This is a genomic window from Cystobacter fuscus DSM 2262 (assembly GCF_000335475.2).
In the GTDB taxonomy this organism is placed as follows: Bacteria; Myxococcota; Myxococcia; order Myxococcales; family Myxococcaceae; genus Cystobacter; species Cystobacter fuscus.
In genome coordinates, this window is record NZ_ANAH02000012.1 from 1 (window position 1) to 22527 (window position 22527).

Annotated in this window: 17 protein-coding genes; 10 read left to right on the forward strand and 7 right to left on the reverse strand. The window is 64.5% G+C overall.

The features are described from left to right. Positions 1-567: 567 nt before the first annotated feature. Positions 568-792, reverse strand: a complete 225-nt coding sequence (locus D187_RS22300; protein ID WP_002632743.1) for a hypothetical protein — start codon at positions 790-792, stop codon at positions 568-570. A 40-nt stretch (positions 793-832) separates the two neighbouring features. On the opposite strand from D187_RS22300, the gene D187_RS50225 reads away from it, so the two are divergent. Together D187_RS50225 and D187_RS22310 are read left to right on the forward strand one after the other, a co-directional pair. After that, the gene (locus tag D187_RS50225; RefSeq protein WP_020918201.1) at positions 833-1789 is read left to right on the forward strand and encodes a hypothetical protein; all 957 of its coding nucleotides are present in this window, start codon (positions 833-835) and stop codon (positions 1787-1789) included. A gap of 31 nt (positions 1790-1820) precedes the next feature. Further along, a complete protein-coding gene (locus D187_RS22310) occupies positions 1821-2897 on the forward strand; it encodes a trigger factor (protein ID WP_002623994.1) in 1077 nt (358 codons plus the stop codon). Between the two features lie 50 nt (positions 2898-2947). On the opposite strand, the gene D187_RS22315 is transcribed toward D187_RS22310, so the two are convergent. Beyond that, a complete protein-coding gene (locus D187_RS22315; protein WP_002623995.1) occupies positions 2948-4624 on the reverse strand; it encodes a carotenoid oxygenase family protein in 1677 nt (558 codons plus the stop codon). Between the two features lie 298 nt (positions 4625-4922). Between D187_RS22315 and D187_RS22320 the strand changes: the two genes are divergently transcribed. Together D187_RS22320 and D187_RS22325 are read left to right on the forward strand one after the other, a co-directional pair. Beyond that, positions 4923-6326, forward strand: coding sequence for an AHH domain-containing protein (locus D187_RS22320; protein WP_043431171.1), 1404 nt, complete (start codon positions 4923-4925; stop codon positions 6324-6326). Positions 6327-6374: 48 nt separating this feature from the next. Continuing rightward, positions 6375-6911, forward strand: coding sequence for an imm11 family protein (locus D187_RS22325; RefSeq protein ID WP_043431172.1), 537 nt, complete (start codon positions 6375-6377; stop codon positions 6909-6911). 121 nt (positions 6912-7032) lie between these two features. Here the strand turns inward: D187_RS22325 and D187_RS22330 are convergent, their stop codons facing one another. The 4 genes from D187_RS22330 to D187_RS22345 all read right to left on the reverse strand — a co-directional run bounded on the left by D187_RS22330 (position 7033) and on the right by D187_RS22345 (position 11862). Beyond that, positions 7033-7836, reverse strand: a complete 804-nt coding sequence (locus tag D187_RS22330) for a hypothetical protein (RefSeq protein WP_002623998.1) — start codon at positions 7834-7836, stop codon at positions 7033-7035. Positions 7837-7917: 81 nt separating this feature from the next. Beyond that, positions 7918-8661: a PH domain-containing protein gene (locus D187_RS22335; protein WP_081713804.1), complete on the reverse strand. Its 744-nt coding sequence runs from the start codon at positions 8659-8661 to the stop codon at positions 7918-7920. Further along, on the reverse strand, positions 8658-9203 hold the full coding sequence (locus D187_RS22340) for a PH domain-containing protein (RefSeq protein ID WP_020918203.1): 546 nt from the start codon (positions 9201-9203) through the stop codon (positions 8658-8660). The genes D187_RS22335 and D187_RS22340 overlap by 4 nt, the downstream gene beginning before the upstream one ends. Positions 9204-9225: 22 nt before the next feature. Beyond that, positions 9226-11862 (reverse strand): serine/threonine-protein kinase, encoded by a 2637-nt coding sequence (locus tag D187_RS22345; protein ID WP_002624001.1) that lies wholly within the window; start codon positions 11860-11862, stop codon positions 9226-9228. A 362-nt stretch (positions 11863-12224) separates the two neighbouring features. On the opposite strand from D187_RS22345, the gene D187_RS22350 reads away from it, so the two are divergent. The 6 genes from D187_RS22350 to D187_RS22370 all read left to right on the forward strand — a co-directional run bounded on the left by D187_RS22350 (position 12225) and on the right by D187_RS22370 (position 22119). Then, on the forward strand, positions 12225-12797 hold the full coding sequence (locus D187_RS22350) for a very short patch repair endonuclease (protein WP_043431174.1): 573 nt from the start codon (positions 12225-12227) through the stop codon (positions 12795-12797). A gap of 111 nt (positions 12798-12908) precedes the next feature. Then, positions 12909-14381, forward strand: coding sequence for a DNA cytosine methyltransferase (locus tag D187_RS52530; RefSeq protein ID WP_245591791.1), 1473 nt, complete (start codon positions 12909-12911; stop codon positions 14379-14381). 33 nt (positions 14382-14414) lie between these two features. Beyond that, a complete protein-coding gene (locus D187_RS22355; RefSeq protein WP_002624005.1) occupies positions 14415-16472 on the forward strand; it encodes an AIPR family protein in 2058 nt (685 codons plus the stop codon). 215 nt (positions 16473-16687) lie between these two features. Then, positions 16688-18172: an ATP-binding protein gene (locus D187_RS22360; RefSeq protein WP_020918204.1), complete on the forward strand. Its 1485-nt coding sequence runs from the start codon at positions 16688-16690 to the stop codon at positions 18170-18172. 14 nt (positions 18173-18186) lie between these two features. Then, entirely contained in the window at positions 18187-19152 is a 966-nt protein-coding gene (locus D187_RS50230; RefSeq protein ID WP_162159673.1) for a PD-(D/E)XK motif protein, read from the forward strand. A 24-nt stretch (positions 19153-19176) separates the two neighbouring features. Further along, on the forward strand, positions 19177-22119 hold the full coding sequence (locus D187_RS22370) for a Z1 domain-containing protein (protein WP_081713805.1): 2943 nt from the start codon (positions 19177-19179) through the stop codon (positions 22117-22119). 136 nt (positions 22120-22255) lie between these two features. On the opposite strand, the gene D187_RS22375 is transcribed toward D187_RS22370, so the two are convergent. Then, on the reverse strand, positions 22256-22480 hold the full coding sequence (locus D187_RS22375) for a hypothetical protein (RefSeq protein ID WP_043431181.1): 225 nt from the start codon (positions 22478-22480) through the stop codon (positions 22256-22258). Positions 22481-22527: the final 47 nt, after the last annotated feature.

Sequence of the window (22527 nt, forward strand, 5' to 3'; positions counted from 1 at the left end):
GGCAACTGCCCCGGTCTACCCGACTCCGACATCTCGCCGCCTACCGCCTACAAATCGTCTGACACCTTTCTCGGACACCTTTCTCGAGACACCTTTCTCAGGGACATCTCGCCGCCTACAAATCGTCTGACACCTTTCTCGAGACACCTTTCTCGCCTACAAATCGTCTGACACCTTTCTCGGACACCTTTCTCGGGACACCTTTCTCGGGTGGCGCGTCGTAAGGCAGGACACGTGGGGTTCAAGACGCCGTACCCATCGGAGCCGGGAGGAATTGGCCACGGTGACGAGGTCGCGAGACGGGTGCATGGTGCCCGCCGACGTGGGAGCCTGGCGAAGTTGGCACCCCCCGCTTCCGTCGAGTTCCCCCCTGGATGATCCGCGCCCCACGTCGGGCTGATCCGCTCGCGGGGCAGCCAGGTAAGCGGGACACCTCGTTTTCTCATGAACTGGCAGAAGCCTTGCAGGTGAGACAGCAACTTCACGAGGCGGAACACGATAATCCTTTGTTTCTCGATACCAGGAGGAAGTATTTTCCTGGTCACCCGAGCGAAATCGCTCTTGCTCTCAGGTTGCTCCCATGCCCGTTCGCGGTCCCGCTTCTCGGCCCCCCCCGCTGCCGCCCAGGCCCACGACGACGGCGGCGAAGCCGACCACCCCCGCGCCCACGAAGCCAACGGCGAACAAGCCGGGCACCTCCGAGACCACGAAGCCGACGGGAGGAGCCTCGACGAAGCCCACGGGCACGGCGGCACAGGCGGTTTCCAGCGAGAAACCGACCGCGGCAAGCACCCAGGCCGCTCAGGGCAAGCCGAGCCGCCTGGATAGTGCGATGGAAAAGCCCACCACCAACTCGGCGCAAGTGGCCCAGGCCCTGAGCGGCTCCGGAGGCACGAGCGGAACGGTGCATCCCTCGACCGTTCATGGGAGCTTCCAGCACGCCCTCGCGCAGGCCCAGGAGGCGGATAAGCCCCCTGCCACGGCCCAGGGCTCCTCCACGGGGAAGCCCTCTGCCACGGCCTCCACGGAGAAGCCTCCTGCCACGGCCTCCACGGAGAAGCCTCCTGCCACGGCCTCCACGGAGAAGCCTCCTGCCACGGCCCAGGCCTCCTCCACGGGGAAGCCCAGCACGATGGGGAAACTGAACCAGCTCGCCTCGAGCGCGCTGAACGGCCTGAGCCACGCGGCCAACTTCGCCGATACGGCGGTCCAAGGGTCCCATCTCGCCTCCAATCTGATGGGGAGCGTGAGCCATCTCGCCTCCAGTCTGATGGGGGGCGTGAACCATCTCACCTCCAGTCTGACGGGCGGTGGTTCGACGCATGCGACGCACGGTTTCGAGGGCACGCACCAGGCCCCGGGCTACGGACACGGCGGCGCGGTGGAGCACGGGGCGACCCATGCCGCGTCCCATTCACATCCGGCGAATCTGGCTCACTCGGCGTCCTCCGCCTTCGAGACGGGTCATGCGCTGCTCGGCAACGCGAGCACGCTGGCGGGTCTCCTCCAGGGCGGCAGTGGTGCCCTGGCGAAGGCGGCCGGGCGTTTCGCTCCGGGCCTCAACATCCTCATGGCGGGCATGGACGCCGCCAATGCCGCGAAGACCTTCATGAGTCCCAACGCGACCCTGGGTCAGAAGCTCAACTCGGGCATCACCGCCATGGGCTCCATCGCCGCCGCCACCAACATCCCCGTCTTGGCTCAGGCTGGCGCCACCGCCGCCGCCATCAGCAGCTTGGCTCCCCTGATGGGGTCGTCCCATGGCCACAGGCCGCACGTCGGCGGTTGAGCGGTAGCCTCCCGCCTCGAAAGGAGCCTTCATGGACCCGAACCAGAAATCCGCGCTGCCCACCAAGAAGCCCTTCGCGTTTCCAATGTCCATGCCGCTGGCGCGCAGGGTCGAGAAGGGCGGTCCGGTGGAGCTGCCTCCGGTGACCGCGCCTTCCCTGGAGGGCCTCTCCGTCACCGTGCCCGCCCCGGAGCCCATCACCGCCCAGCAGATCCAGGCGCGCTTCCAGGAGCTGGCACGTGCGTACGCCACCGAGCGCATGCGTTCGCGCACCGAGCCCATTGCCTGGGGCGATGAGGTGCTGGTCAACATCGCGGGGTATTCGAACGGCCGCCTCATTCCCTTCAGCGTGCGCGCCGATGCCTGGATTCCGCTGGCGCCCGCCCCCCTTCTGCCCGGCCTGTACGAGGAGCTGGTGGGCCACTTGCCAGGGGAGAACGTGCTGGTGAACATCACCCTGGGCGAGGACTACCCCGTCGAGGCGCTGCGCGGTCAGCTCGCGCGCTTCGCCGTCCAGCTCCAGGCCGCGCGCGAGGTGAAGTACCCGGATCCGTCGAGCCCGGAGTTCCTCAAGGCCTTTGGCCGGGGGAACACGGTGGAGGCGGCGACGCGTGCCGTGTTGAAGGAGCTGGAGGAGATGACCGTGCGGTTGCTGCAACTCCGGGCCCAGGAGATGGTGCTCGATGAGGTGGCCGCCCGCACGCAGGTGGACATCCCCGAGGCGCTCGTCGACGAGGAGGTCCGCCGCCGCTGGGGCTCGAGCGAGGGCCGCGCCGTGAGCGACCTCAAGCTCACCGTGAAGCAGCAGGAGGAGTCGCTGCAGACGTGGCTGAGTGACGAGCCCACCCGGGCCGCGGCCCGGCAGCGGCTGCGCATCGGCCTGGCGCTGAGCGCCATCTGCGCGCGCGACGGTGTCACCCTCACTCCGGCCAAGGTGCAAGAGGTCATCCAGGCCGAGGCCACCGCCCTTGGGGTTTCGCTGGAGCAGGCCATCGCCGCCCTGCGCGAGGATCCGCAGCAGTACGCCCGCATCGATCAGGTGGCCTGGCACCTGATGGCGGTCGGGTACGTCATGAGCAAGGCCCAGGTGCGCTTCGCGGGCGCCTGATGACAAGACCCTGCTGCCTTGACGGGCCTACCCCTCAGCAGGTCGAGCTGTTACCGGCCAACCGAGGCCCTCTGGCTCGCCACCACCCGCTCCACCGCTTCGCGAACGGGTGGGGGGAGCCGCTGGTAGTCCGGGCCGATGTCCTCGGCGAAGTCCACCCGGTAGCGGCTGGTGCGCTCGCTCAATGCGGGGAGCCATGCGGTGTGCAGGGTGTAGGGCAGTTGGAAGCCCTCCGCCCCGAGGCGCGCCACGGGCCCCTCCGACAGCCGGTCCGCGCGGAACAGCCACACCTCCGTGTCCCGCTCGCTCCAGACGAGCACCTGCAGCCAGCCCCCCGCCTCCCCGGGAATCCACGTGGGCGAGGACGCGATGCGCCCCGCGTCGAGCGTGTAGCCATCCGTCACCCGCATGCCCTCCAGGTCCACCCGGACGAGCGTCGAGGGTTCACGCTCCCGGGGCATCCGCTCCACGGGCACGACGCGGTAGGGATGGTCTCCGTAGAGGTTCAGCATGCGCCGGGTGAGGGCGCCCGGCTCGAAGCCCGAGTAGGTGAGCCAGGCGACACGGTGGGCACGCAGCGCGTCCGGCCGCTGGTCACGCGCGAAGAGACCCAGACCCCACAACTTGGGGTCCAGCACCTGGGCGTGAGACTCCACCTCGCCGCTCTCCACGTGGATGACGTACCGGCCGAAGGGATTGAGGTCCGCCTGGGTGAAGAGGCCATACAGGGAGGGGTCCACGGGCTCGCCGGAGAAGGCATTCACGTCCCCGGGCGCCACCACCGTGGGCAGCTCGACGGAGTTGGCGTGCGCGAGCCACAGGCAGAGCCGCTCCCCATCGTCGTCGTAGTCCGCGAAGATGTGCGCGCCCTCGAGCGGCACGCGCACCACGCGCGCCTCCACGTCGCGCGCCCCGTCCAGGAGGTCGCGTTTGCGCACGATGGCGATGTCCGTGTAGGGCTTCTGCGGCCGCGTGCGGGGCAGGCCCCAGCGCTCGCCGGGCTCCTGGGGATAGACGGCGGAGTCGGTCCACACGAGGAACGAGCGCGTGGCGAGCACCTCGTGGGTGTACTGGGCGAACGAGAGTCCGCTCACGTGCCAGCGGTGCACCGCGCCCTCTCCATCCCAGCGGCACAGCCAGGTGTCCAGCTCGCTCCAGGCCAGCGAGGTGCCCTGCCGCGGCATGCTCGTGGTGTTGAGGGTGTACAGGCGCGACTCGAAGGGATCGAAGAACGGGTGCGCCGGGGTCTGGACGAGTGGCTGGACGACGCCGGGGACGGAGACCTTCCACTCGCGAAGGGCTCCCACGGGGGTGAGGAGCGTGAGCGCGCGGGGATCGAACTCCACCGGGCGGCCCGCGTCGAAGGTGGCCAGCATGCGTCCGTCCTGGATGGGCACCAGGGCCGTATTGGCGGCGTTGGGAACGGGTCCGAACAGGGGCGGAAAGCGGGGGTCCTTCAGGAGCTCCGGGGGCAACTGGGAGAGCACCTGGAGTCCCTCGGTCATCAGGTGTCCGGTATGCCATGACAGCCCGTGCTCTCCGGGGGCCAGGTCCAGGCGGTGGACGGCCCCGGGTCCGAAGAAGAAGGGCAGACCGGGGAGTGGCGTGGGCCCGACGACGAAGGTGTGGCCGGAGAGCCCCGAGGGCCAGGCGCCTTCCCGCACGTCGAGCGAGCGCGTGCCCGGAGGCAGACCGGGGGAGCGCATCATCTTACCGGGCACGGACATGGGACCTCCTGGGGTGGTGAGGAAGCTTGGTCATGATCCCAGAGCGCGACCCGGAGAGCGCAAGTCCTTCCCAGGTGCCTTGCTCACCTTGCATCCCACCGAGCCCCGGACGAGGGCGGCGGGTCGAGCGGCTCGCCGCCGAGGCTGGAGCATGTCGACGACTACTCCGTCATCCAGGACGGCCAGGGCGCCAATGACTGCACGGGCTATGGCATGTCGCCGGGATGGTCGGCGGCAATTGGAGGGGCGCTCTCCCTTCTTCTCTGCTGGGCTCGCCAATACTAGAATCCTGTGTGGCATGAGCCCTACCACTCTCGCAACCGGGCAGCTCGTCAAACGGGTGCTGGTGCTGTACCTCACAGTGACAACCGCCTGCTCCTCCCATACCGAAGCAACGAGGGACGACGTCGAGCCCTCCAGGGCGGAGTTCTCGTGCGGCATGCCCGCAGAGGGGGCTTTCCTCAAACCAGCGTTACCGCTCGCTCGTGTGGAAATCCCACCCGAGGGCGGTGTCCGGCTGTACCTTCCACAATTGGATGTAGAACCCTCGTACCAGCAGTTCACTCGGGAAGATGCCCGGCGCATCCTCCAGCAGTTCCATGAGAACCTGGCCGAGTTGAAGCAGCGCAAGCGGTGGGTGGCATCCACGGGCACCTTGCTCGCCTTGGCACAGGAGCCGGACTCGGTGGAGACGGTTCTCTTGATGGAGTACACCGATCGTTACGGTGAACCCAGCCTCCCTTTGCCAGACTCCCTGCGCAAGAGCCCTCTGGTCATGGCGCTGTGGCTCTCCCCCAAGTACATGCCGGAGGGCATTCGCGAGGGCGCCGAGGAACTCTTCCGCGACCCGGCATTCCTTGCCGGAGTCGCTGTCTCCCTGGTGGCCTACGTCACGTCATGGGCAGCACCCGAGCCGCTGTTCACGAAAACCTTTGCGGTAGCAGCAACGGTCGTGCTCGTGTCAGCCTTTTCCCTGGCCGAACTGGCGCATGCTGGCGGAGCCGCTCTGAAGCTGTACCAGGCAACGCGCGGCATTCATACACTGGAAGAGGTGGAGGAGGCGGCAAGGTACTTCGGTCGGTACGCAGGAGGGGTGACGCTGCGGGTAATGGTCACAGTGACAAGCTGGGGAGTGGCCAAGGTGGCGCCGAAGCCACTCCCGGGTGGGCTGGAGCGGACGTGGGCAGGGCTCAAGGGCCTGCTCCGGTTGCCCCAGCGTTTCGTCCTGGCGGAGGGGGCGGAGCTTGTCAAAGCCGCCACGTCGAGCACGGTGCGCGTGGGCGTGAAGCAAGGAGTGCTCCTCATGGCGGGCGTGGCCACGGGCGCTACCGGTGCCTCGCTCCGCTCCGCATGCGGCGATGGCGTCTTCAATCTGCTCGGTTACACCTGGCATCACCTCGCGACGAACAAGAACAGGATTTCAGACTCACGAGGAGGCCCCTGGACGCCGCTCTTTGAAATCATCTTCGCCAAGGCGGGAATGAGCCTGGAGGATGCCGCGAACAAGGTCTATCTGCTGAAGCACGCGGGACCCCATTCCGAAGCGTACCACACAGAAATCTTCGAGCGCATCAGTAGGGCCGTGCGAACGTGCCCGAACAAGGACGCTTGCAGGGTCGAGTTGACAAGAGAGCTCAACAAGATCGCAGACGAAGTCTGCTCCCCGGGCTCCAGGCTCCACCGATTGGCGACCACGCCATGAGTTCCTGCCAAAGAGAGCTACTTGCGATATTATAAACTTTCAAACGACATGCGCATCCTGGACCGATGGACGTTTGGCGATCCAATGGATGGAGATGGTCAGGAACTCTGGCATGGGCATCTGACCGAAGGGCTGCCCATCTCGGTGCGGGAGCCCCTCCGCATCGGGCTGTATGCCCCTGGGCGCCCGCTGGACTTCTCGACCACCGCGCTCTGCGTCCCTATCATCCACGGCAAGGTCAAAGAGCTCCTCGAGCAGCTTGGGTTGGACGGCCAGATGCAGTTGTTTCCCATCACCGTCGAAGGGCAATCAGCGCCCCATTACCTGTTGAACCTGCTTCGAGTCGTTCGCTGTATCGACGATGCGCGATGTGAAGAGGTTGCGTATCGAACCGCTGAGGACGGCTATGAGGACGGAATCGGTGAATACCGTAATGTGGTCGGCATGCGCATCGACCCGAGCAAGGTGGGGGACGCCGAGATATTCCGCCCGTGGGGCTGGCAGACGAACATCATCGTTTCCGAGCGAGTCAAGCGGGCCATGGAGGAGTCCGGGATGACAGGTGCGCGCTTCACGGAGGTCTGACGGACATTCCCACCAGCCCAATCCACCCATCGCCCCACCTGACGTGCGAGTGGCCAAGCCAGTGGCACCCCGGGCGGGCCAGCCAGAGCAACGTCACTGGCTCAAGCCCGCCCGCTTCAGCTCAGGGCTCGATGGATTGTGCTGGCTTGCCTTCCCGATCTCGGTCCTTCGAGATGGGCAGGTAGCACTTGCCCTTGTACTCGGCCTGGACGTCCTTCAGACAGGGCGGACGCCGAGCTACTTCGAACCAACATCCCCCGTTGATTTCCACCTCATCGAGTTCGGGATAGCAGGGCGCGGTCGATTGATTCCGGAAGGGCTTGCTGGGCATGGGATAGGCGATGGCCGCCTTGCCCGGGCGAGTCGAACCGCCCAGATTCGTCGCATCAGGCGAGGGGCGTACTCCAGTCTCCCTGGAGGATGATGCGTGCCACGGGCCGATGGAACCGCGCTCGGAGCAAAGCCAGACACCGAGCCCCAGTGAGAGCACGACGAGGGCCGCGAGCGCCAGCCCGCGTCCGAAGCGCGGCTCCTGGGCTGCCGGAGGCGGCGCCGAGGGCATCGCGTGCGGTCTGGGCCTGGAGGCGACATGGGCTCGCACCTGGGGGTTGTCCTCCACGCGTGTGACCGCCGCGCTGGTCAGCACGAGGATGTTGGCCACGTCCGAGAGATCGAGTGGAGCGGGAGCCTCTTCCACCTTCACTGCCACGGTGGACCACCTCGGGTCGAAGGCGAGCTGGACGCGCACGGGCCCCTCGGGCTGCCAGTCCACGTTGGCGCCAGGCTGAAACAGGAGCACCGGCGCGCCCGTGCCCTCCTGCCAGGCCTCGTAGAGCCGCCCCAGGCCCGCTCCCAGTTCGTCATGGCTCGCGCCGAGGTAGAACGAGCCCAACCTGTCACGCGTCCAGTGTTTCTCTTCCGCCATGTGCCGCTCCTTTCCCTCGTACGCAAGCGGAGTTGACCTCTGAAGTCAACTGCCTTGGAGGCTCCTGTCGGGTTCGATTCGTCACGCGCGGGCGCGCAGCCGCGCCACGTGGGCGGAGATCTCCCGCAGGGCCTCCAGGTGCGCGGGGGACCAGTTCGTGGGCGCGCTGGCCGGGTGAAGCTCCGTGTCGTGCTCGTCGCCCAGGCCCGCCGAGCGTGAGGCGCGCACCCGCTCCATGATCTGCTCGCGCAGGACGCTGGGGGCTTCGACGCCCTGGAGCAGTCCGACATGGCTGGACTGCTCTGGCTGTTGGTGCGGGCCGCTGCCCCCACCGCCGGCTGTTTCGATCACCAGATCCGAGAAGCCGAAGAGCCGCTGGAGCGGACCCTGGGTGATCTTCACGTTCTGGACGTTGTCGAAGGTGATGGTGGTCTCGTGGATCGTCCACACGCCGCGCCGGATGCGCAGGGCGCGGTCCGACAGCACATACCACGTGGTGTCGTAGCCCAGGTGGAGGGACACATAGCTGGCGAGGCTCATGCCAAGGATGACGAGGAACACGGGCACGAGCACCGCCACCGCCAGGCCCGGGCGTGTGATGAGGATGACGAGGCCCCCGGCGGAGATCGGGAGCAGCGTGGCGAGCAGGCCGATCCAGAAGCCCACCTTGCGGTAGCGCAGCCAGCCGTCGCATGGGCGCATCGCCAGGACCTGGCTCCCGGGTAGGGCCGGTGGCTGGCTCGGCACGTGGAACAGCTCCGTCAACACGGCCCAGACGCCCTGGTAAACCCACGCGGAGGCTTGTCTCGTGAGCGGCGCTTTCATGAGGAAGAATCCCCTCGGGACGAGGGCGCGCCGGCGATGACCGCCAGATCCGCCGCGATGCGCCGCAGCAGGACGAGGGCCTCGTCCGAGGGCGCCGCGGGAGCACCCGCGAGGGCGGGCGGGGCGCCGGGCTCGGCGAGTCCCCGGGCGCCGCGCATCTTCGTGTAGAGGAAGTCACGCAGTTGCTCGAACTCGAGCAGGCCGTCGATCTGCATCTCGGGGGTCGCGCTGCCGCTGGCGGTCTGGATGCTGACGGTCGCCAATCCCATCCAGCGCTGGAGGATGTTCCGGGTGACGTGGATGTCCTGGATGCGCCGGTAGGTGAGGTGGATCTCCCGCCGGAACAGGATGCCCCAGCTCATCGACACCCCGTCCTCGCCGAACGAGTACTTGAGCGTCTCGTACCGGAAGAAGTTCACGAGCCAGACGACCGGAAAGGCGGCCAGCGCGGCCAGCGACACGAGGGTGTAGTAGCGCAGCAGCACGGGGGCGGGCCGGGTGATTCCGCGTGGATCGAAAGGAGGCGGGGAGGTTGGGGCCATCGTGCGCGAAGCGTACCCCTCTTCAGGGGGCGGTATGCGCGGCGAGCCACTGCTCCGTCCGGGCCGTCTCGGGGTGTCCGAGCCGTTGCCAGTAGGTATGGGCCTCGGAGGCCAGTTCCCGGGCGCGCGTGGGGGCGGTCCCGAGACTCCAGAGCGTCTGGGCCAGCTCGAATTGCACCTCGGCGCGGGAGGACTCCTGGGCCCGTGTCAGGGTCAGGGCGCGCTCGAGCAGGGGGAGGGCCTCGGAGGCGCGGCCCTGGAGCCGCCGCAGGTGCCCCATGCCGAGCAGGGAGTCGGCGATGCTGGGGTGCTCGGCGCCCAGGACCTTCTCCTTCAGCGCCAGCGCCTGTTGCTGCCACTCTTCGGCTTCCGGGTAGCGTCCCAGGTCCGCCAGCACGGAGCCCAGGAGGGTCAGCGGCTCGGTGCGGAAGGGATGCTCGGGCCCCAGTTGCTTGTCGATGAGGGCCAGTGTCCGCTCCAGGGGGGCGAGGGCCTCGCCGGGCCGGCCCAGCTTCCAGAGCACCATGCCCCGGCTGATGAGGGCGTGGATCAGATAGGGATGCTCGGGGCCCAGCACGTCCTCCCAGAGCTCCTGGGCTCCCTCGATGTGCTTCAGGGCCTCCGCGTAGGCGCCCCGCTGGATCAGGGCGATGCCGATGTTGCTGTGGAAGCCCGCGATGTAGGGGTGCCGGGGCCCGCGCACCTGTTGCCACAGCGTGATCGCGCGCTCGAAGCTGGACTGGGCCTCGTCGTAGTGGCCGTCGCTGTTCCACAAGGTGCCCAGGGCATTGAGGGCCTCGGCGCGGGCCAGGGCGTCCTCGGTGCGCGACGCGGCCGCGGAGGTGATCAGCGTCAGGCCCTGCGCCTCCTGGTAGCGGCCCTGCCGGTCGCCCACCAGCAACGTCAGCAGGCCCCAGGCCCGGGCGTGCAGTGCGTCGTCCCGGCCTTCGGCGGCCAGGGGAATCGCCTCGCGGACGCGGTCCTCGGCGCGCTTGAACTCCCCGGCGCCCTCCAGGTTCTGGGCGAGCTGGTACAGGGCCCTCGCGCGCAGTGGGGGGTAGGGCACCTCGGCCACCCGGGGCAGCAGCGCCTCGCCGAACGTGATGCCCTCGGCGTACTTGCCGGCCTCGTAGAGCGCCTCCAGCTTGTCCACTTCGTTCTGGAGGGACTCGGCCTGGGCGCGCACCCGGGGGTCCTCCGGGGGAGGCACGGCTGCCGTGAGCACCCGGGCATCCGCGCAGTACTCGAGCGGGGGCAGACCCTGGGCGGCCTCCACGGCGCGGGGCAGCAGCTCCGCGTCCGAGCCCCGGCCGAGCAACCCGGTGAGCGCGCGCAACCGGCCGCGTGCCCGCTCCAGGCAGTATTCCTTCAGGACCGTCAGGCTTCGTGGCTCTCCGGCCTGGTCGCGAGCCGCCTCGCACGCCTCGGTGCTCATCCGCGTCCAGATGCGGGTGTAGCCCTCCAGCGTCTGGAACACGCGTTCGGCGGTGGCGGGCGCATAGTCCAGTCGAGTGCCTTCCAACGCCTGCCGCACCCGCTGCCGCACGGAGTCGTCCCAGATGCCGGCCAGCTCGCGCTCCAGGTGGGCGCACTCCGGCCCCTCGTCGCGTTGTTGCATCCATCCCCCGGCGGCCAGCGCCGCCAGTCCCAGTGCGGCCGAGACCCGGACAATCCGGCTCAGCCGCTCGCGGCGCCGGACGTCGGGATCATCCGACAGGGCCTCGAGCAGTGTGGACATGGAGGCGGGGCGCTGGAGGGGATCGACGGACAGGCCCTGGAGGACGGAGCGCATCACCCACGCGGGCAGGTGGGCCGGAGGGGGGTTGATGCGCCCCTCGAAGCGGGCCCGGGTGCGCTCGACGTCCGAGTCGCCCACGAAGACGGGCTGGCCGCAGAGCTCCTCGTAGAGGGCCACGCAGAAGGAGTAGACATCGCCGCGTGCGTCGGCCGGGGCACCGCGCAGGATCTCGGGGGCGAGGAAGCGGGGGGTGCCCACGACGAAGCCCGCGAGGGTGAGGTCGGAGTCCCAGGCACCCGGGCGAGAGGAGGAGGGCGGGGAGGCTTCGGCGAGGGCCTGGGTGCGCGCCACGCCGAAGTCCGTCACGCGCACGCGTCCGTCGCGGCCGACGAGCACATTGTCGGGTTTGAAGTCGCGGTGGATGAGGCCGGCCTCATGGGCGGCGGCCAGTCCGCGCCCCGCGGCGAGGAAGGAGTCCAGCACCTCTCGCCAGGGGCGGGGCCGCTCCTGCATCCACTGTCGCAGCGTCTGCCCCTCGACGTACTCCATGGCGATGAAGAACGAGCCATCCTCCAGGCGGCCCGAGTCGTAGACGGCCACGACGTTGGGGTGGTTGAGGCGGGCCATGGCCTGGGCCTCGCGCACCATGCGCAGCTCCGAGCGGGCATCGTCCTCCGGCTCGGTGCGGGCGCGCAGCAGCTTGAGGGCCACGCGCCGGTCGAGCTGGGCGTCATAGGCGGCGAGGACGATGCTCATGCCGCCCTCGCCGAGCGGTTGCAGCACGGTGTAGCGCCCGGCCAGCGTCGTGCCCGAGGCGGGCACCTCGCGGGGGATGGACTGGGGCCGCTCGGACACCGTCGCCGTCCTTTCAGAGGACTCGAAGGCGCCTTCCTCCTCCGCTGGCCACTCCGTGTCGCTCATCCCGCTGTTCCCCGCGTTGCTGGACATCCAAGTAAAACCGGACGCGCATCCGATACCCGGGGTGAACGGAGGACAAGGGCGGGGACCACCTCCGGCCTCGTGGCGAGGAGGCTCTGTCACGAAGATGACAGTGGGTCCCTGGAACGAGTCGAGGGCCCGGATCCGCCACACGCTCTATTGCATGCCGAGTTCACGGTCCCACTCATACACCATTACCTCCGCCGACAAGCCTCCAGGACCGCTGCGGGATCTTTCCCTGGTGTGCGAATGGAGTTCCGGATTCTGACTGCAGGTAGGGCCTGACGCGAGGAGTACGCTCTTTGCTCTTTACCTTTCAGGTAACAAGCATCAATGTATAAAACATGGGTTTGAGCCGGTCCGAACAGATGTCACGAATCCGAGGAAGGAACACCTCGCCCGAACGACTCCTACGCTCGGCTTTGTGGAGGGCGGGCCTACGTTTCCGGCTCCAATCCCGGACACCGCATGGGCGCCCGGACGTCGTGTTCGCCAAGGCCCGGGTGGCCATCTTCATAGATGGGTGTTTCTGGCATGGATGTCCCGAGCACTATGTCCGGCCTCGCACGCGCAACGAGTTCTGGTCGTCCAAACTCCGCGAGAACGTCGAGCGGGACCGGCGGCAGACGCTCCAACTGGAGGCCCTCGGTTGGCGCGTCTGCCGCTTCTGGGAGCATCAGGTCTTCGAGTCGATGCTCGAACTCGTGGAGACCGTGCGCTCGGCACTCCGGGATGAACAGTGGGCCCCTTACCATTCATGGCGGGTCATCCAGGTCGATGCGCTCCCGGGCGAAGGAGACATGGAGCGGCGCTGGATGGAGGATCTCCGCAGCCCCGAGGTACGGCATTCGGTAGAGGCTAAAAGGAGCACGAAAAAGTGGAAGCGAGCACTCAATCAGTCCGGTAGCACCCTGTAGAAGGAGAGGTAGAAGATGGCGACAAGAGCTCGCTGCGCTATAATCCCTCGTGGCATGGGTCCGAGCATCGCGGCGAAGCTGAAGAGGATTCGAGAGGGAGCATCCCCCCGGATGCTGGACTTGTTCTCCGGCTGTGGTGGGCTGACGCTCGGCTTCGTGAGCGCTGGCTGCACCAGTGTCGGGGGCGTCGAGATCGACAGGGACGCCGCTCGATCCTACGCCTGGAACTTCCACCCCGTACATGGCCAGCCCGATGAGTACCATGCATATCCCAAGAGTGTCGTGGATCACGGGCCACGGGAATTGCTGCATGATTTGGAGGCACGCTCATCTAAGAAGGGAATTGACCTGATCGTAGGTGGCCCTCCTTGCCCGGCATTCACGCGGGTTGGCAGAGCCAAGCTCCGGGAGGTCTACAATCATCCCGAGGCATTCAAGCATGATGAACGTGCGACCCTTTACATTGAGTATCTGAAGTACGTGCGGGAGCTCAAACCTGTAGCGCTTGTCATGGAGAACGTACCAGATATCCTAAACTGGGGTGGCCATAACGTAGGGGATGAAATCTGCAAGTCATTGGATGAACTGGGCTACCGCTGCGCGTATACCCTACTGAACGCCGCAAATTACGGCGTCCCACAGATGCGTGAGCGTTTCTTCCTTGTGGCCATCCACAAGCAGGCGGGTATCGAGCCTGCCTTCCCCACTCCGACGCGACGATACGAGTTCCCATTGGGGTACCTCAGCTCGCGCAAAGTGGCACTGAAGAAAGTTCATTCACCCGGAAACGCCGCAGCGCATTTATGGTATCGCCCGCCTCCGCAGTCCCGCTTGGATGCTCCGCCCCCAGTGAGCGCCGAGCAGGCGTTGGCAGATCTGCCCGAACTCAAAGGGCATCTGAATGGAATGGACCGGCGGGGCCGCCGTAGTCTAGATGGCAACCTGCCCTACGGTGACGAGCCCAGGAATGACTATGCTCAACTCATGCGAACGTGGCCCGGGTACATGGGAGTCGGGTATCTAAGAGACCACGTCACCCGTTGCCTGACCATGCGTGACTATCGACTCTTCGAGCGCATGCGCGCGGATCAAGACTATCCAAAGGCCTACGAACTCGCGGAGCAGTTGTTCACCGACGCTCTCGCCCAACATGAACAGCGCACGGGGGAGGTCCTTCGGCCGAATTCAAGCGAGTACAAGAAGCTCCGTGCTGAGTATGTCCCACCGTATGATCACAAGAAGTTTCCAAACAAATGGCGCAAGATGGCCGCCGATGCGCCGGCCAGAACGCTCATGGCGCACCTGGGCAAGGATACATACAGCCACATCCACTACGACTCAAATCAGGCGCGGGTCATCTCTGTGCGAGAAGCCGCCCGTCTTCAATCCTTCCCCGATGGATTCCGTTTCTCTGGCGCAATGAACACCGCATTCCGCCAGATCGGTAATAGCGTTCCGCCACTCCTATCGTGGGCTATCGCCGATCAACTGCTGCTCCAATTGGAAGCAAAATCAAGGAAGCCCTCTCCAGAGCACAAGCTGGAATCTCCAACGACGCGACGGGCTGCTGTAAAGGTTGCCTGACCACTCATTCATTGCCTATCGAGAAAACGCTGGATGCCCCAGACACCGGAAGTCACCACCTTTCTTCAAGGCTTTCGTGACACCGTCAGTCGGCGGTTCGAGGAAGAGCAGCGAGGCACCGGACCAACCACCCGGGTGGCTCGTGAGACCGCGTTCACGAGAGCTGCGGCCGAGGTTCTCGAGGCTACGGGGGCGCTCGAGGAACTGGACAGCCGCCCTTTTGAGGGGAGGGTCGGTCCTGGATTGGCGAAGGCCAATGGATTCTTCGTTAGCGATGATGGCGATCGACTCGACCTCGCCGTATCCATCTGCTCCCCGTCCGAACAGCTGCCCGATGTGCCTGCACGGGACGTCCAGAAGGCCGTGGACCTGGCTTGGCGCTTCCTCAACGCTGCCCTCAGGGGACTTCATCTGCAACTCGATGAGGAAGATCCGGCATACCCCATGGCGCTCCGGATCCACGAGGTGCGCGGCACGCTGGAGCAAGTCCGTCTCTTCGTCCTCGTAGAAGGCATCGCCAAATCCTTCCGCGGCAACAAGGCAATCCGCCCCACCAAGCAGGGAGCCATCGAGCCGCGCATCTACATCTACGACATAGAGAAGCTCGCTCGCTGCATTGGGTCTGGGCGCATTCAGGAGAGCATTGAGGTCGACTTCCTCGCAGACCACGGCTCCGGGCTTCCATGCCTGCCCGTAGCGGGGAACGGCAACATCAGCGGGTATCTTACGGTCATCCCAGGGACCGTCCTGCACCAGCTCTACGACGAGTACGGCGAGCGTCTTCTCGAGCTGAACGTCCGATCATTCTTGCAGGCGAAGGGACAAGTGAACCGAGGCATTCGCGACACCATCCTTAATGCCCCAGAGCAGTTCTTCGCCTACAATAACGGCCTCTCCGCCATTGCGGAGGAAGTACGCACCGATAGGGATGCAAAGGGTGGTGTGCGTATTACGTGGGTGCGTGGACTGCAGATCGTGAATGGAGGCCAGACCACAGCTTCTGTGCATAGGGCTGGGCGTAAGGACGGTGCTGATCTCTCACAGGTCTTTGTCCAAGCCAAGCTGACCGTGGTGCCGACTTCGCTTGTAGCGGAACTCGTCCCGCGCATCTCCCGCTTCGCCAACAGCCAGAACAAGGTGAACGAGGCTGACCTCTCCGCCAATGAGCCGTATCACCTCGCACTCGAGCGCCTCTCTCGCTCCATATGGGCCCCGGGAGGGCAGAATCGGTGGTTCTACGAGCGTGCACGCGGCCAGTATCAGGTCGCACGGACGAGGCATTCGGGAGCTGATTTGAGGGAGTTCGAGCGAGTCCACCCGGCGTCTCAGGTCTTCACGAAGACTGACGTCGCCACTTTCATCCATTGCTGGGAGGGACGCGCCTACACGGTGAGCCTCGGCGCCCAGAAAAACTTCCGCATCTTCGCAGAAGCCCTCGGCAGTACCGGAACGGTGGCCACGCCGGACGAGCGCTACTTCCAGCGACTGGTGGCCAAGGGCATCATCTTCAGGACCTGCCAGCAACTGGCCCTGAAGGCCAAGCTCGGTGCGTACCGGGCGAACGTCGTGGCCTATTCCGTCTCCTACCTGGGCACACACGCGGGGGCTCGCGTGGACCTTGACGCCATCTGGGCGGAGCAGCGCATCCCACGCGAGATAGAGACGGCGCTTGAGGCGCTCCTCCCACCTGTCGAGAGCGCCCTTCGGCGTGGCGCTGACGGTCGGAACGTCACAGAGTGGTGCAAGAAGGAGGAGTGCTGGGAGTTGGTTCGCTCCCTCGATGTGCCTGCGGCACGACTCCTCGGAGCCTCTGGTCAGCATAAGCCTTCCGGCAAGGCGTTGCCTGGGGCCTCAGCCACGGAGAGCCGCAACACGAAGCCCCTCAAAGACCTGCCGGATCTCGCCAAAATTCTGACGGGCCGGGAGGTGCTCGACCTCCGCCCTGGGGGAGCCATCTGGATCATAGGAGGAGATGAACTGGTGGACCTCATGGAAAAGGTCCGCGCACTCGGCCACAACCCGATGTTCTGCGAGGACGGTACGCGCGCTAGTGGCGGTCGCGCTGCTTGGTACTTGAAGTCACGTTCGTGATGCCCCGGGGAGTGCCAATCCCCACGGCGCGATTCCGGACCCGGACTCCAATACCGAGTGAACGGGGGTACCAGGTAGACAGATTTCTTCGATAGAGTCGGTCCGCCGGCCCCTTTCCCCGGCGCACTGGAGTTTCCGGGGCCGGGCTGAAACAGGCTCCTCTCCATCGCCGATCCCTTTTGGGACATCTGCGCTACGCCGAGAACTTCCAGGATATGGCCTCCGACGACCGAATTCCTCCGAACCCGCGGATGCTCATCCAGGCACTCCGCTCGATTGGGTATAGCCTCGAGCAGGCTGTAGCGGACATCATCGATAACTCGATCAGCGCCAAAGCCCGTAACGTGCTGGTGCGACTGGTCCGTACCGACGAGAGAATCGATCAAGTTCTTGTCGTGGACGATGGCACCGGAATGTCCGAGCACCGCCTTCACGAAGCAATGCGCTTCGGAGCGGACACCGAGAAGTCCCTTGACTCCCTGAGTAAGTTCGGCATGGGTCTCAAGCTCGCATCCTTCAGCCAAGCGACTGAGTTGACGGTCGCCACTCGCAGCGCCGGCAACATCAGCGGTCGCCGCTGGACCGTCGAGAGTATCAGCGATGATTGGCGCTGTGACGCGGTGCCCCGACAGGACACCAGTCGGCTGATGAAGGGCCCCTGGGGCGAGGTCGACCTCTCACGACACGGAACGGTGGTCGCTTGGTCGGGCCTGGACCGCATCCGTATTGGCAAGGGCGGGCTCGACGCAACCATCAAACGGCTTTTCGACCGTCTCACCCTTCACCTGGGGCTCCACTTCCACCGCTTCCTTGAAGATGGCCGGGTGCACATCTGGCTCGATAGCCAGGAGGCAGACGCCCATCCGAACGGCGTCTGCATCGAGGTCGAAGCGCTCAACCCATTCAGTTATGAGCGCTCCGGGGATACAAACTACCCGCGTGTCTTCCCGCTCGACCTTGGCGAACTTGGCGAGTTGGTGATGGAGGCGCATATCTGGCCGTCAAATGCTTCTCAGCGTAGCTACAAGCTCGACAGCGCCGCAAACCGACAGGGATTCTATTTCTACCGCAACGATCGTCTCATTCAGGCAGGTGGATGGAACGACATCCGGGATACAGAGCCACACTCATCCCTGGCTCGCATCGCCATCGACCTGCCGCCAACGTTCGACTCGTACTTCAGCCTAGACGTCCAGAAATCCAGCATCAAGGCTCCCCCCATCTTCATGACTGCCCTTCGGAGCGCCGCGGACGGTAAGAAGACGAAGTTCTCCGAGTACCTCAAGACAGCGCAGGCCACCTACCGCAAGCATGAAAGCACCAACCCGGACAACTTTCCCCTGGTTCCGGTGGAGGGCCTACCTGCCTATCTCCGGGATAACCTCCGGGAGACGCTTGCCCCCAGTGAAAAGCACATCCGCCCAGTGTCCTTCCAATGGACAGATATCGAAGGGGGCGATTTCTTTGAGATTGACCGCGATAATCGTGTCATCCGTCTCAACCGCACATACCGCAATCGGGTGCTTGGCAACCGCCGTCCCTCTGCCGCTGATGCCCCGCTACTCAAAGTGCTGCTCTTCCTCTTACTACGTGACGACATCGATAGTGAACGGGTTTCCCCCAAACAACGCAAATGGCTGGACACCTGCAACCGTGCGCTGACCCACGCGATGAAAGTGCTCCGGACGGACGACGAATGAGCCCGGAGCGCCACATGACCTGGGAGAACTTTTGGGAGACATTCATCGCACCGGGAGTCCCCGCACTCCACCGCGTCCGACATGCGATTTCACGCGACGTAGAGTTTTTTGTCGATACCGATGCCTCGCGCCTGGGGCTGAGAACAGCCACTCCAGTCGACAAACTTGAGGTGGCCAGTCCGCTGGCAGCCATCGAGGTCGGCCTCCGCACGACAGGTGGCACCAATGTGTTGGAGATTGCCACCCGAACTGTCGCCCTCTATCAGCAATTCTACGCGTTCATGATGGACGTTGCCGACCGCATCCAGCTCTCCAGTCGTCAGCCAGCCACCGCTATCTCTGAATCACTGGAGGACTGGAAGGAACTTCTGCGTGAGTCCACGGTACTGAGTGCCGAGGCCCAGACAGGCCTCTTCGGGGAACTCTGGCTCCTCAAGCGACTGCATCAGGCGCACGGAACGCGCGCCGTGGACGCCTGGGTCGGGCCTCTCGGCGAGTCTCATGATTTCCGATACGCCGGGACCGAGTTCGAAGTGAAGACTACGCGCTCCGCTGATCGAGTGCACGTCATCAGCGGATTGCACCAGTTGGAGCCGAGTTCGGGCCGCAGCCTCTACCTTGTTTCCCTGCAGATGGAGCCGATCGGGTCCAATTCGGGTGAATCACTGCCCGACCGTGTCGCGGCCTTGCGAAAAGTGCTCGCCACGTCATCGGAGCAAGCAACTAAGTTCGAGAAGCTATTGAACCGCACGGGATACAGAAACGAAGATGCTGTCCATTATAGGTCAAAACTCAGCCTGCGAACTCCACCCCTGCTCGTCCCCGTCGACCGCAAGTGCCCGCGACTGATCCCGGAGCATGTCCGGAAGGTGCTGGGCGAAGTCCTGGCAGCACGTGTCCGTGATGTCCGCTACCGTGTAAATCTCTCTGGACTCGGTTTCGAGGACGGAACGCCAGAGTTCTTGCGGATGCTGCCCTGATCCACTTGTTTCCCTGAGGAGACCATGTCACCGGACGAAATGCTCTCTGTCGTCAGAACCGCGCTCAGCACCATGGGCGAGAGCCTGCAAGATCTTGGTCCACAGCCACTTGAGGTGGAACTCCGTGAGGCAGCACAAAAGCGGAGGTTGACGTGCCCTGCCGACGGCATGAGGCGCTTCACCGGAGAGCTGCTCTCCGAGGATGCAAACTCACCTGCACGCAACCTCTTTGCTCGCCACCTTCACCGATGGGATTATCTCAATGCTGGCTGGTCGGCAGGGACATCACCGAACACGCACGAGCGGCGCCAGCATATCTACAGACTCCTTTCCGTAGACGAGAAATTCAGGAAGCAGTGCGACCTCCTCATCCCGGCACGCACGGACGTCGAGGAGCCCACTGTCATTGCTGAGAATCATGAGCCTTGGTACACGCCCGAGCGGAAGGCGCGGCACACCTTCTACTGGGATGCGTACAAACAATATCTGCGCGAACTGAACGGGTGGCCCGAGGCGAGCGTCATCGACCTCGATCAGACCACCGATCAGGTCGTCGAGCGCCTGAGCGACCCCGAACAACGACAAGTGTACCAGACCAAGGGCCTTGTCATCGGCTATGTCCAGAGCGGGAAGACGGCGAACTTCACAGCGGTCGTCGCCAAGGCCGTGGATGCAGGCTACCGACTCGTCATTGTCCTCGCAGGAACCCTGAATGTCCTAAGGGAACAGACACAGCGGCGGATCGACAAGGAACTCATTGGTAAGGAACTCATCACCCTGCATCCCGACGAATTCGGTCGGCATGATTATAGTGATGACACCGAGTGGAAGAACTTCATCTCCCATGGAGAGCTTCCGAGCAAGCTGGATGCATTCGATTGGCAGCGCCTCACAGGGTCGAAGGAGGACTACAGGAGCCTGCACCGTGGCATCGACGCGCTTGAGTTCCATAAGGTCATGAACGGCCGCCGCTACAATGATCCAGTCAATCTGCACCCATCCCGGGCGCGGCTGATGGTCGTCAAGAAGAACCCTGCCGTCCTGAAACGGCTCGCACGCGACCTTGCTGCGCTCCGTGGGAGGCTAGATGAGGTACCAGCGCTCATCATTGATGATGAGTCGGATCAAGCCTCTGTGAACACGGTGAAGCCAGGAAGTGCTCGCGACCGGACCGGGACGAACAAGGCCATCGTAGGACTGCTCAAGGCACTGCCCAGGGCCCAGTATATCGGCTACACGGCCACTCCCTTCGCGAACGTCTTCATCAACCCAGACGATGCGGAGGACATCTTCCCGAAGGACTACATCGTCTCGCTTGACCGGCCCGCTGGATACATGGGCGTGGCAGACTTCCACGACCTCAATGGTACGACGCCGGAGGGCTTTGCCTCGAAGGAGCGCGCTTTTGTGCGTGGCGTGGAGGGCGACGATGATGAGGCACAAAACCTACTCCGAGCCATCGATAGCTTCGTGCTTTCGGGTGCCATCAAGCTCTTCCGGACCGAGACTCGTAGTGATCTTCGCTTCAAGCACCACACGATGCTCGTTCACCGGTCCCACCAAATGAAGGACCACGAGGATGATGCGGAACTCGTACGGAAGACCTACGATGGTGCCGCATATCATGGCGCTGGTCTGCTGCGATTGAGCAGGCTCTTCGAGGAGGACTTCCTTCCTGTCCATAAGAAGCAGGAACCCGGCCTTCCGATGCCCGACTCATTCAAACAGCTCAAGCCCTTCGTGGCCCGCTGCCTCAAGGCCATTGGCGCGAATCCGGTTGGAATAGTCAACGGAGACCTCGCCAACAAGGATCAGACACCCAACTTCGATAGGGAAAGCGTCTGGCGCATCCTCGTTGGCGGCACGAAGCTCTCTCGTGGATATACCGTGGAGGGGCTGACAATCAGCTATTATCGTCGGCGTGTGAAGAACGCTGACACACTCATGCAGATGGGCCGCTGGTTCGGTTTTCGGCGTGGCTACCGAGATCTGGTCCGCCTGTTCATTGGGAGGAGCGAGCCGGACGGCAAGACGACTCTGGATCTCTACGAGGCCTTTGAGTCTATCTGCCTTGACGAGGAGCTCTTTAGGAAGAAGCTCCAGTTGTACTCGAGAGAGCGAAATCCACCACTGACGCCGAAGCAGATTCCACCACTGGTGCCCAGTTATCTCCTTCTACCGACATCCCGCAACAAGATGTACAATGCCAAGTTGCTGTCGGAGAATCTCGGTGGCCAGTTCGTTGAGAGCACGCTCGCTCCAAAGGTCCCCTGCGCGACAAACGAGAAATTGGTCCGGCAGTTGCTTGGTGAGCGCCCCTTGGAAAAGGTCGACTTGGGAACTGTGTCCGATGGAAAGACGGTCAAGTTCCCAGCCTGGGTGGCGCTCCTCGACAAAAGCTCAATGCTCAGGTTTCTCAAGAGCTACAAGTGGTCTCGTGACCCGAAGTTAGACCCTGTCTGGGAGTTCATCGGTGGCGGAATGGGAGACCCCAACATCAACGACTGGCTCTTCCTCGCTCCCATAGCGGAGTCCAAGAAAACGGAAGGCGAGACCTGGACATCCGGAGAGTACAAATTTCCGGTCGTCCACCGTGGGCGTATTGGGGATGGCAGCGAACGCTTCAAGGCGTACAGCACCCCAGACCACCGCGCGGTAGCCACTGCTCTATCAGGCGTCGGAAACCTTCCCTGCATTGGGCCCGCCGCTGAGCGATACCAGAACTCAAGCCGGGCCATCATTCTCTTCTATCCGTGCCGAGACACCAAAAAAGAAGACAAGAACGAAGTGACCATGGGGTTCTCTCTCCTCTTCCCAAAGAACAAGCTCATCCATCGATTCTTCTTCACCGTGCGCGACAAACACAATCCTGACGCTGTGGTTGTCGACGATGACTCGCCGCCTCCCCAGTCCCAGCGGCGATCACGTGGAGACGCCGCCACACGAACCCGTCGAACGGCGCGCTGAGTTCTTGCCGCACCTCGATGCCGCCGAAGCCGATCACGCCCTTCCCGGCAACAAAACTCCCATCCGTCGCCCCTCACCGTGCGCCGACAGGCAGGGGGGAGGGCGCGGCGCAGTTTGGCGGCCAGCATGTCCGGGTTCATGGGACGGGAGAGGACGTCATCCGCGCCCGCGTCGAGCCCGGCCGCGACCAGGCGAGTGTCCTCCGGGGCTTGAGCACGAAGAAGGGCAGCGAGGCCATCCGCTCGCTGGAGTGCAGGGGGCGGGTGAGCGTGGCGCCATTCCCGTCCAGCAGGTACGAGGCCACCACGAGCGCCTGACCGCCCTGGGCCAGCAGCACCCGGGCATCCTGCGGTCCCCGCAAGCACCACCCAGACTCCATCGGCGAGAAGGCGCGCCTGGAGCGCCGAG

Bases quoted from the DNA above. Each gene is read 5' to 3' on its own strand.
- D187_RS50225 (WP_020918201.1), top strand. From the start codon at position 833: ATGGAAAAGCCCACCACCAACTCGGCGCAAGTGGCCCAGGCCCTGAGC.
- D187_RS22310 (WP_002623994.1), top strand. From the start codon at position 1,821: ATGGACCCGAACCAGAAATCCGCGCTGCCCACCAAGAAGCCCTTCGCG.
- D187_RS22315 (WP_002623995.1), bottom strand. From the start codon at position 4,624: ATGTCCGTGCCCGGTAAGATGATGCGCTCCCCCGGTCTGCCTCCGGGC.
- D187_RS22320 (WP_043431171.1), top strand. From the start codon at position 4,923: ATGAGCCCTACCACTCTCGCAACCGGGCAGCTCGTCAAACGGGTGCTG.
- D187_RS22325 (WP_043431172.1), top strand. From the start codon at position 6,375: ATGCGCATCCTGGACCGATGGACGTTTGGCGATCCAATGGATGGAGAT.
- D187_RS22330 (WP_002623998.1), bottom strand. From the start codon at position 7,836: ATGGCGGAAGAGAAACACTGGACGCGTGACAGGTTGGGCTCGTTCTAC.
- D187_RS22335 (WP_081713804.1), bottom strand. From the start codon at position 8,661: ATGAAAGCGCCGCTCACGAGACAAGCCTCCGCGTGGGTTTACCAGGGC.
- D187_RS22340 (WP_020918203.1), bottom strand. From the start codon at position 9,203: ATGGCCCCAACCTCCCCGCCTCCTTTCGATCCACGCGGAATCACCCGG.
- D187_RS22345 (WP_002624001.1), bottom strand. From the start codon at position 11,862: ATGAGCGACACGGAGTGGCCAGCGGAGGAGGAAGGCGCCTTCGAGTCC.
- D187_RS22350 (WP_043431174.1), top strand. From the start codon at position 12,225: ATGGGTTTGAGCCGGTCCGAACAGATGTCACGAATCCGAGGAAGGAAC.
- D187_RS52530 (WP_245591791.1), top strand. From the start codon at position 12,909: ATGCTGGACTTGTTCTCCGGCTGTGGTGGGCTGACGCTCGGCTTCGTG.
- D187_RS22355 (WP_002624005.1), top strand. From the start codon at position 14,415: ATGCCCCAGACACCGGAAGTCACCACCTTTCTTCAAGGCTTTCGTGAC.
- D187_RS22360 (WP_020918204.1), top strand. From the start codon at position 16,688: ATGGCCTCCGACGACCGAATTCCTCCGAACCCGCGGATGCTCATCCAG.
- D187_RS50230 (WP_162159673.1), top strand. From the start codon at position 18,187: ATGACCTGGGAGAACTTTTGGGAGACATTCATCGCACCGGGAGTCCCC.
- D187_RS22370 (WP_081713805.1), top strand. From the start codon at position 19,177: ATGTCACCGGACGAAATGCTCTCTGTCGTCAGAACCGCGCTCAGCACC.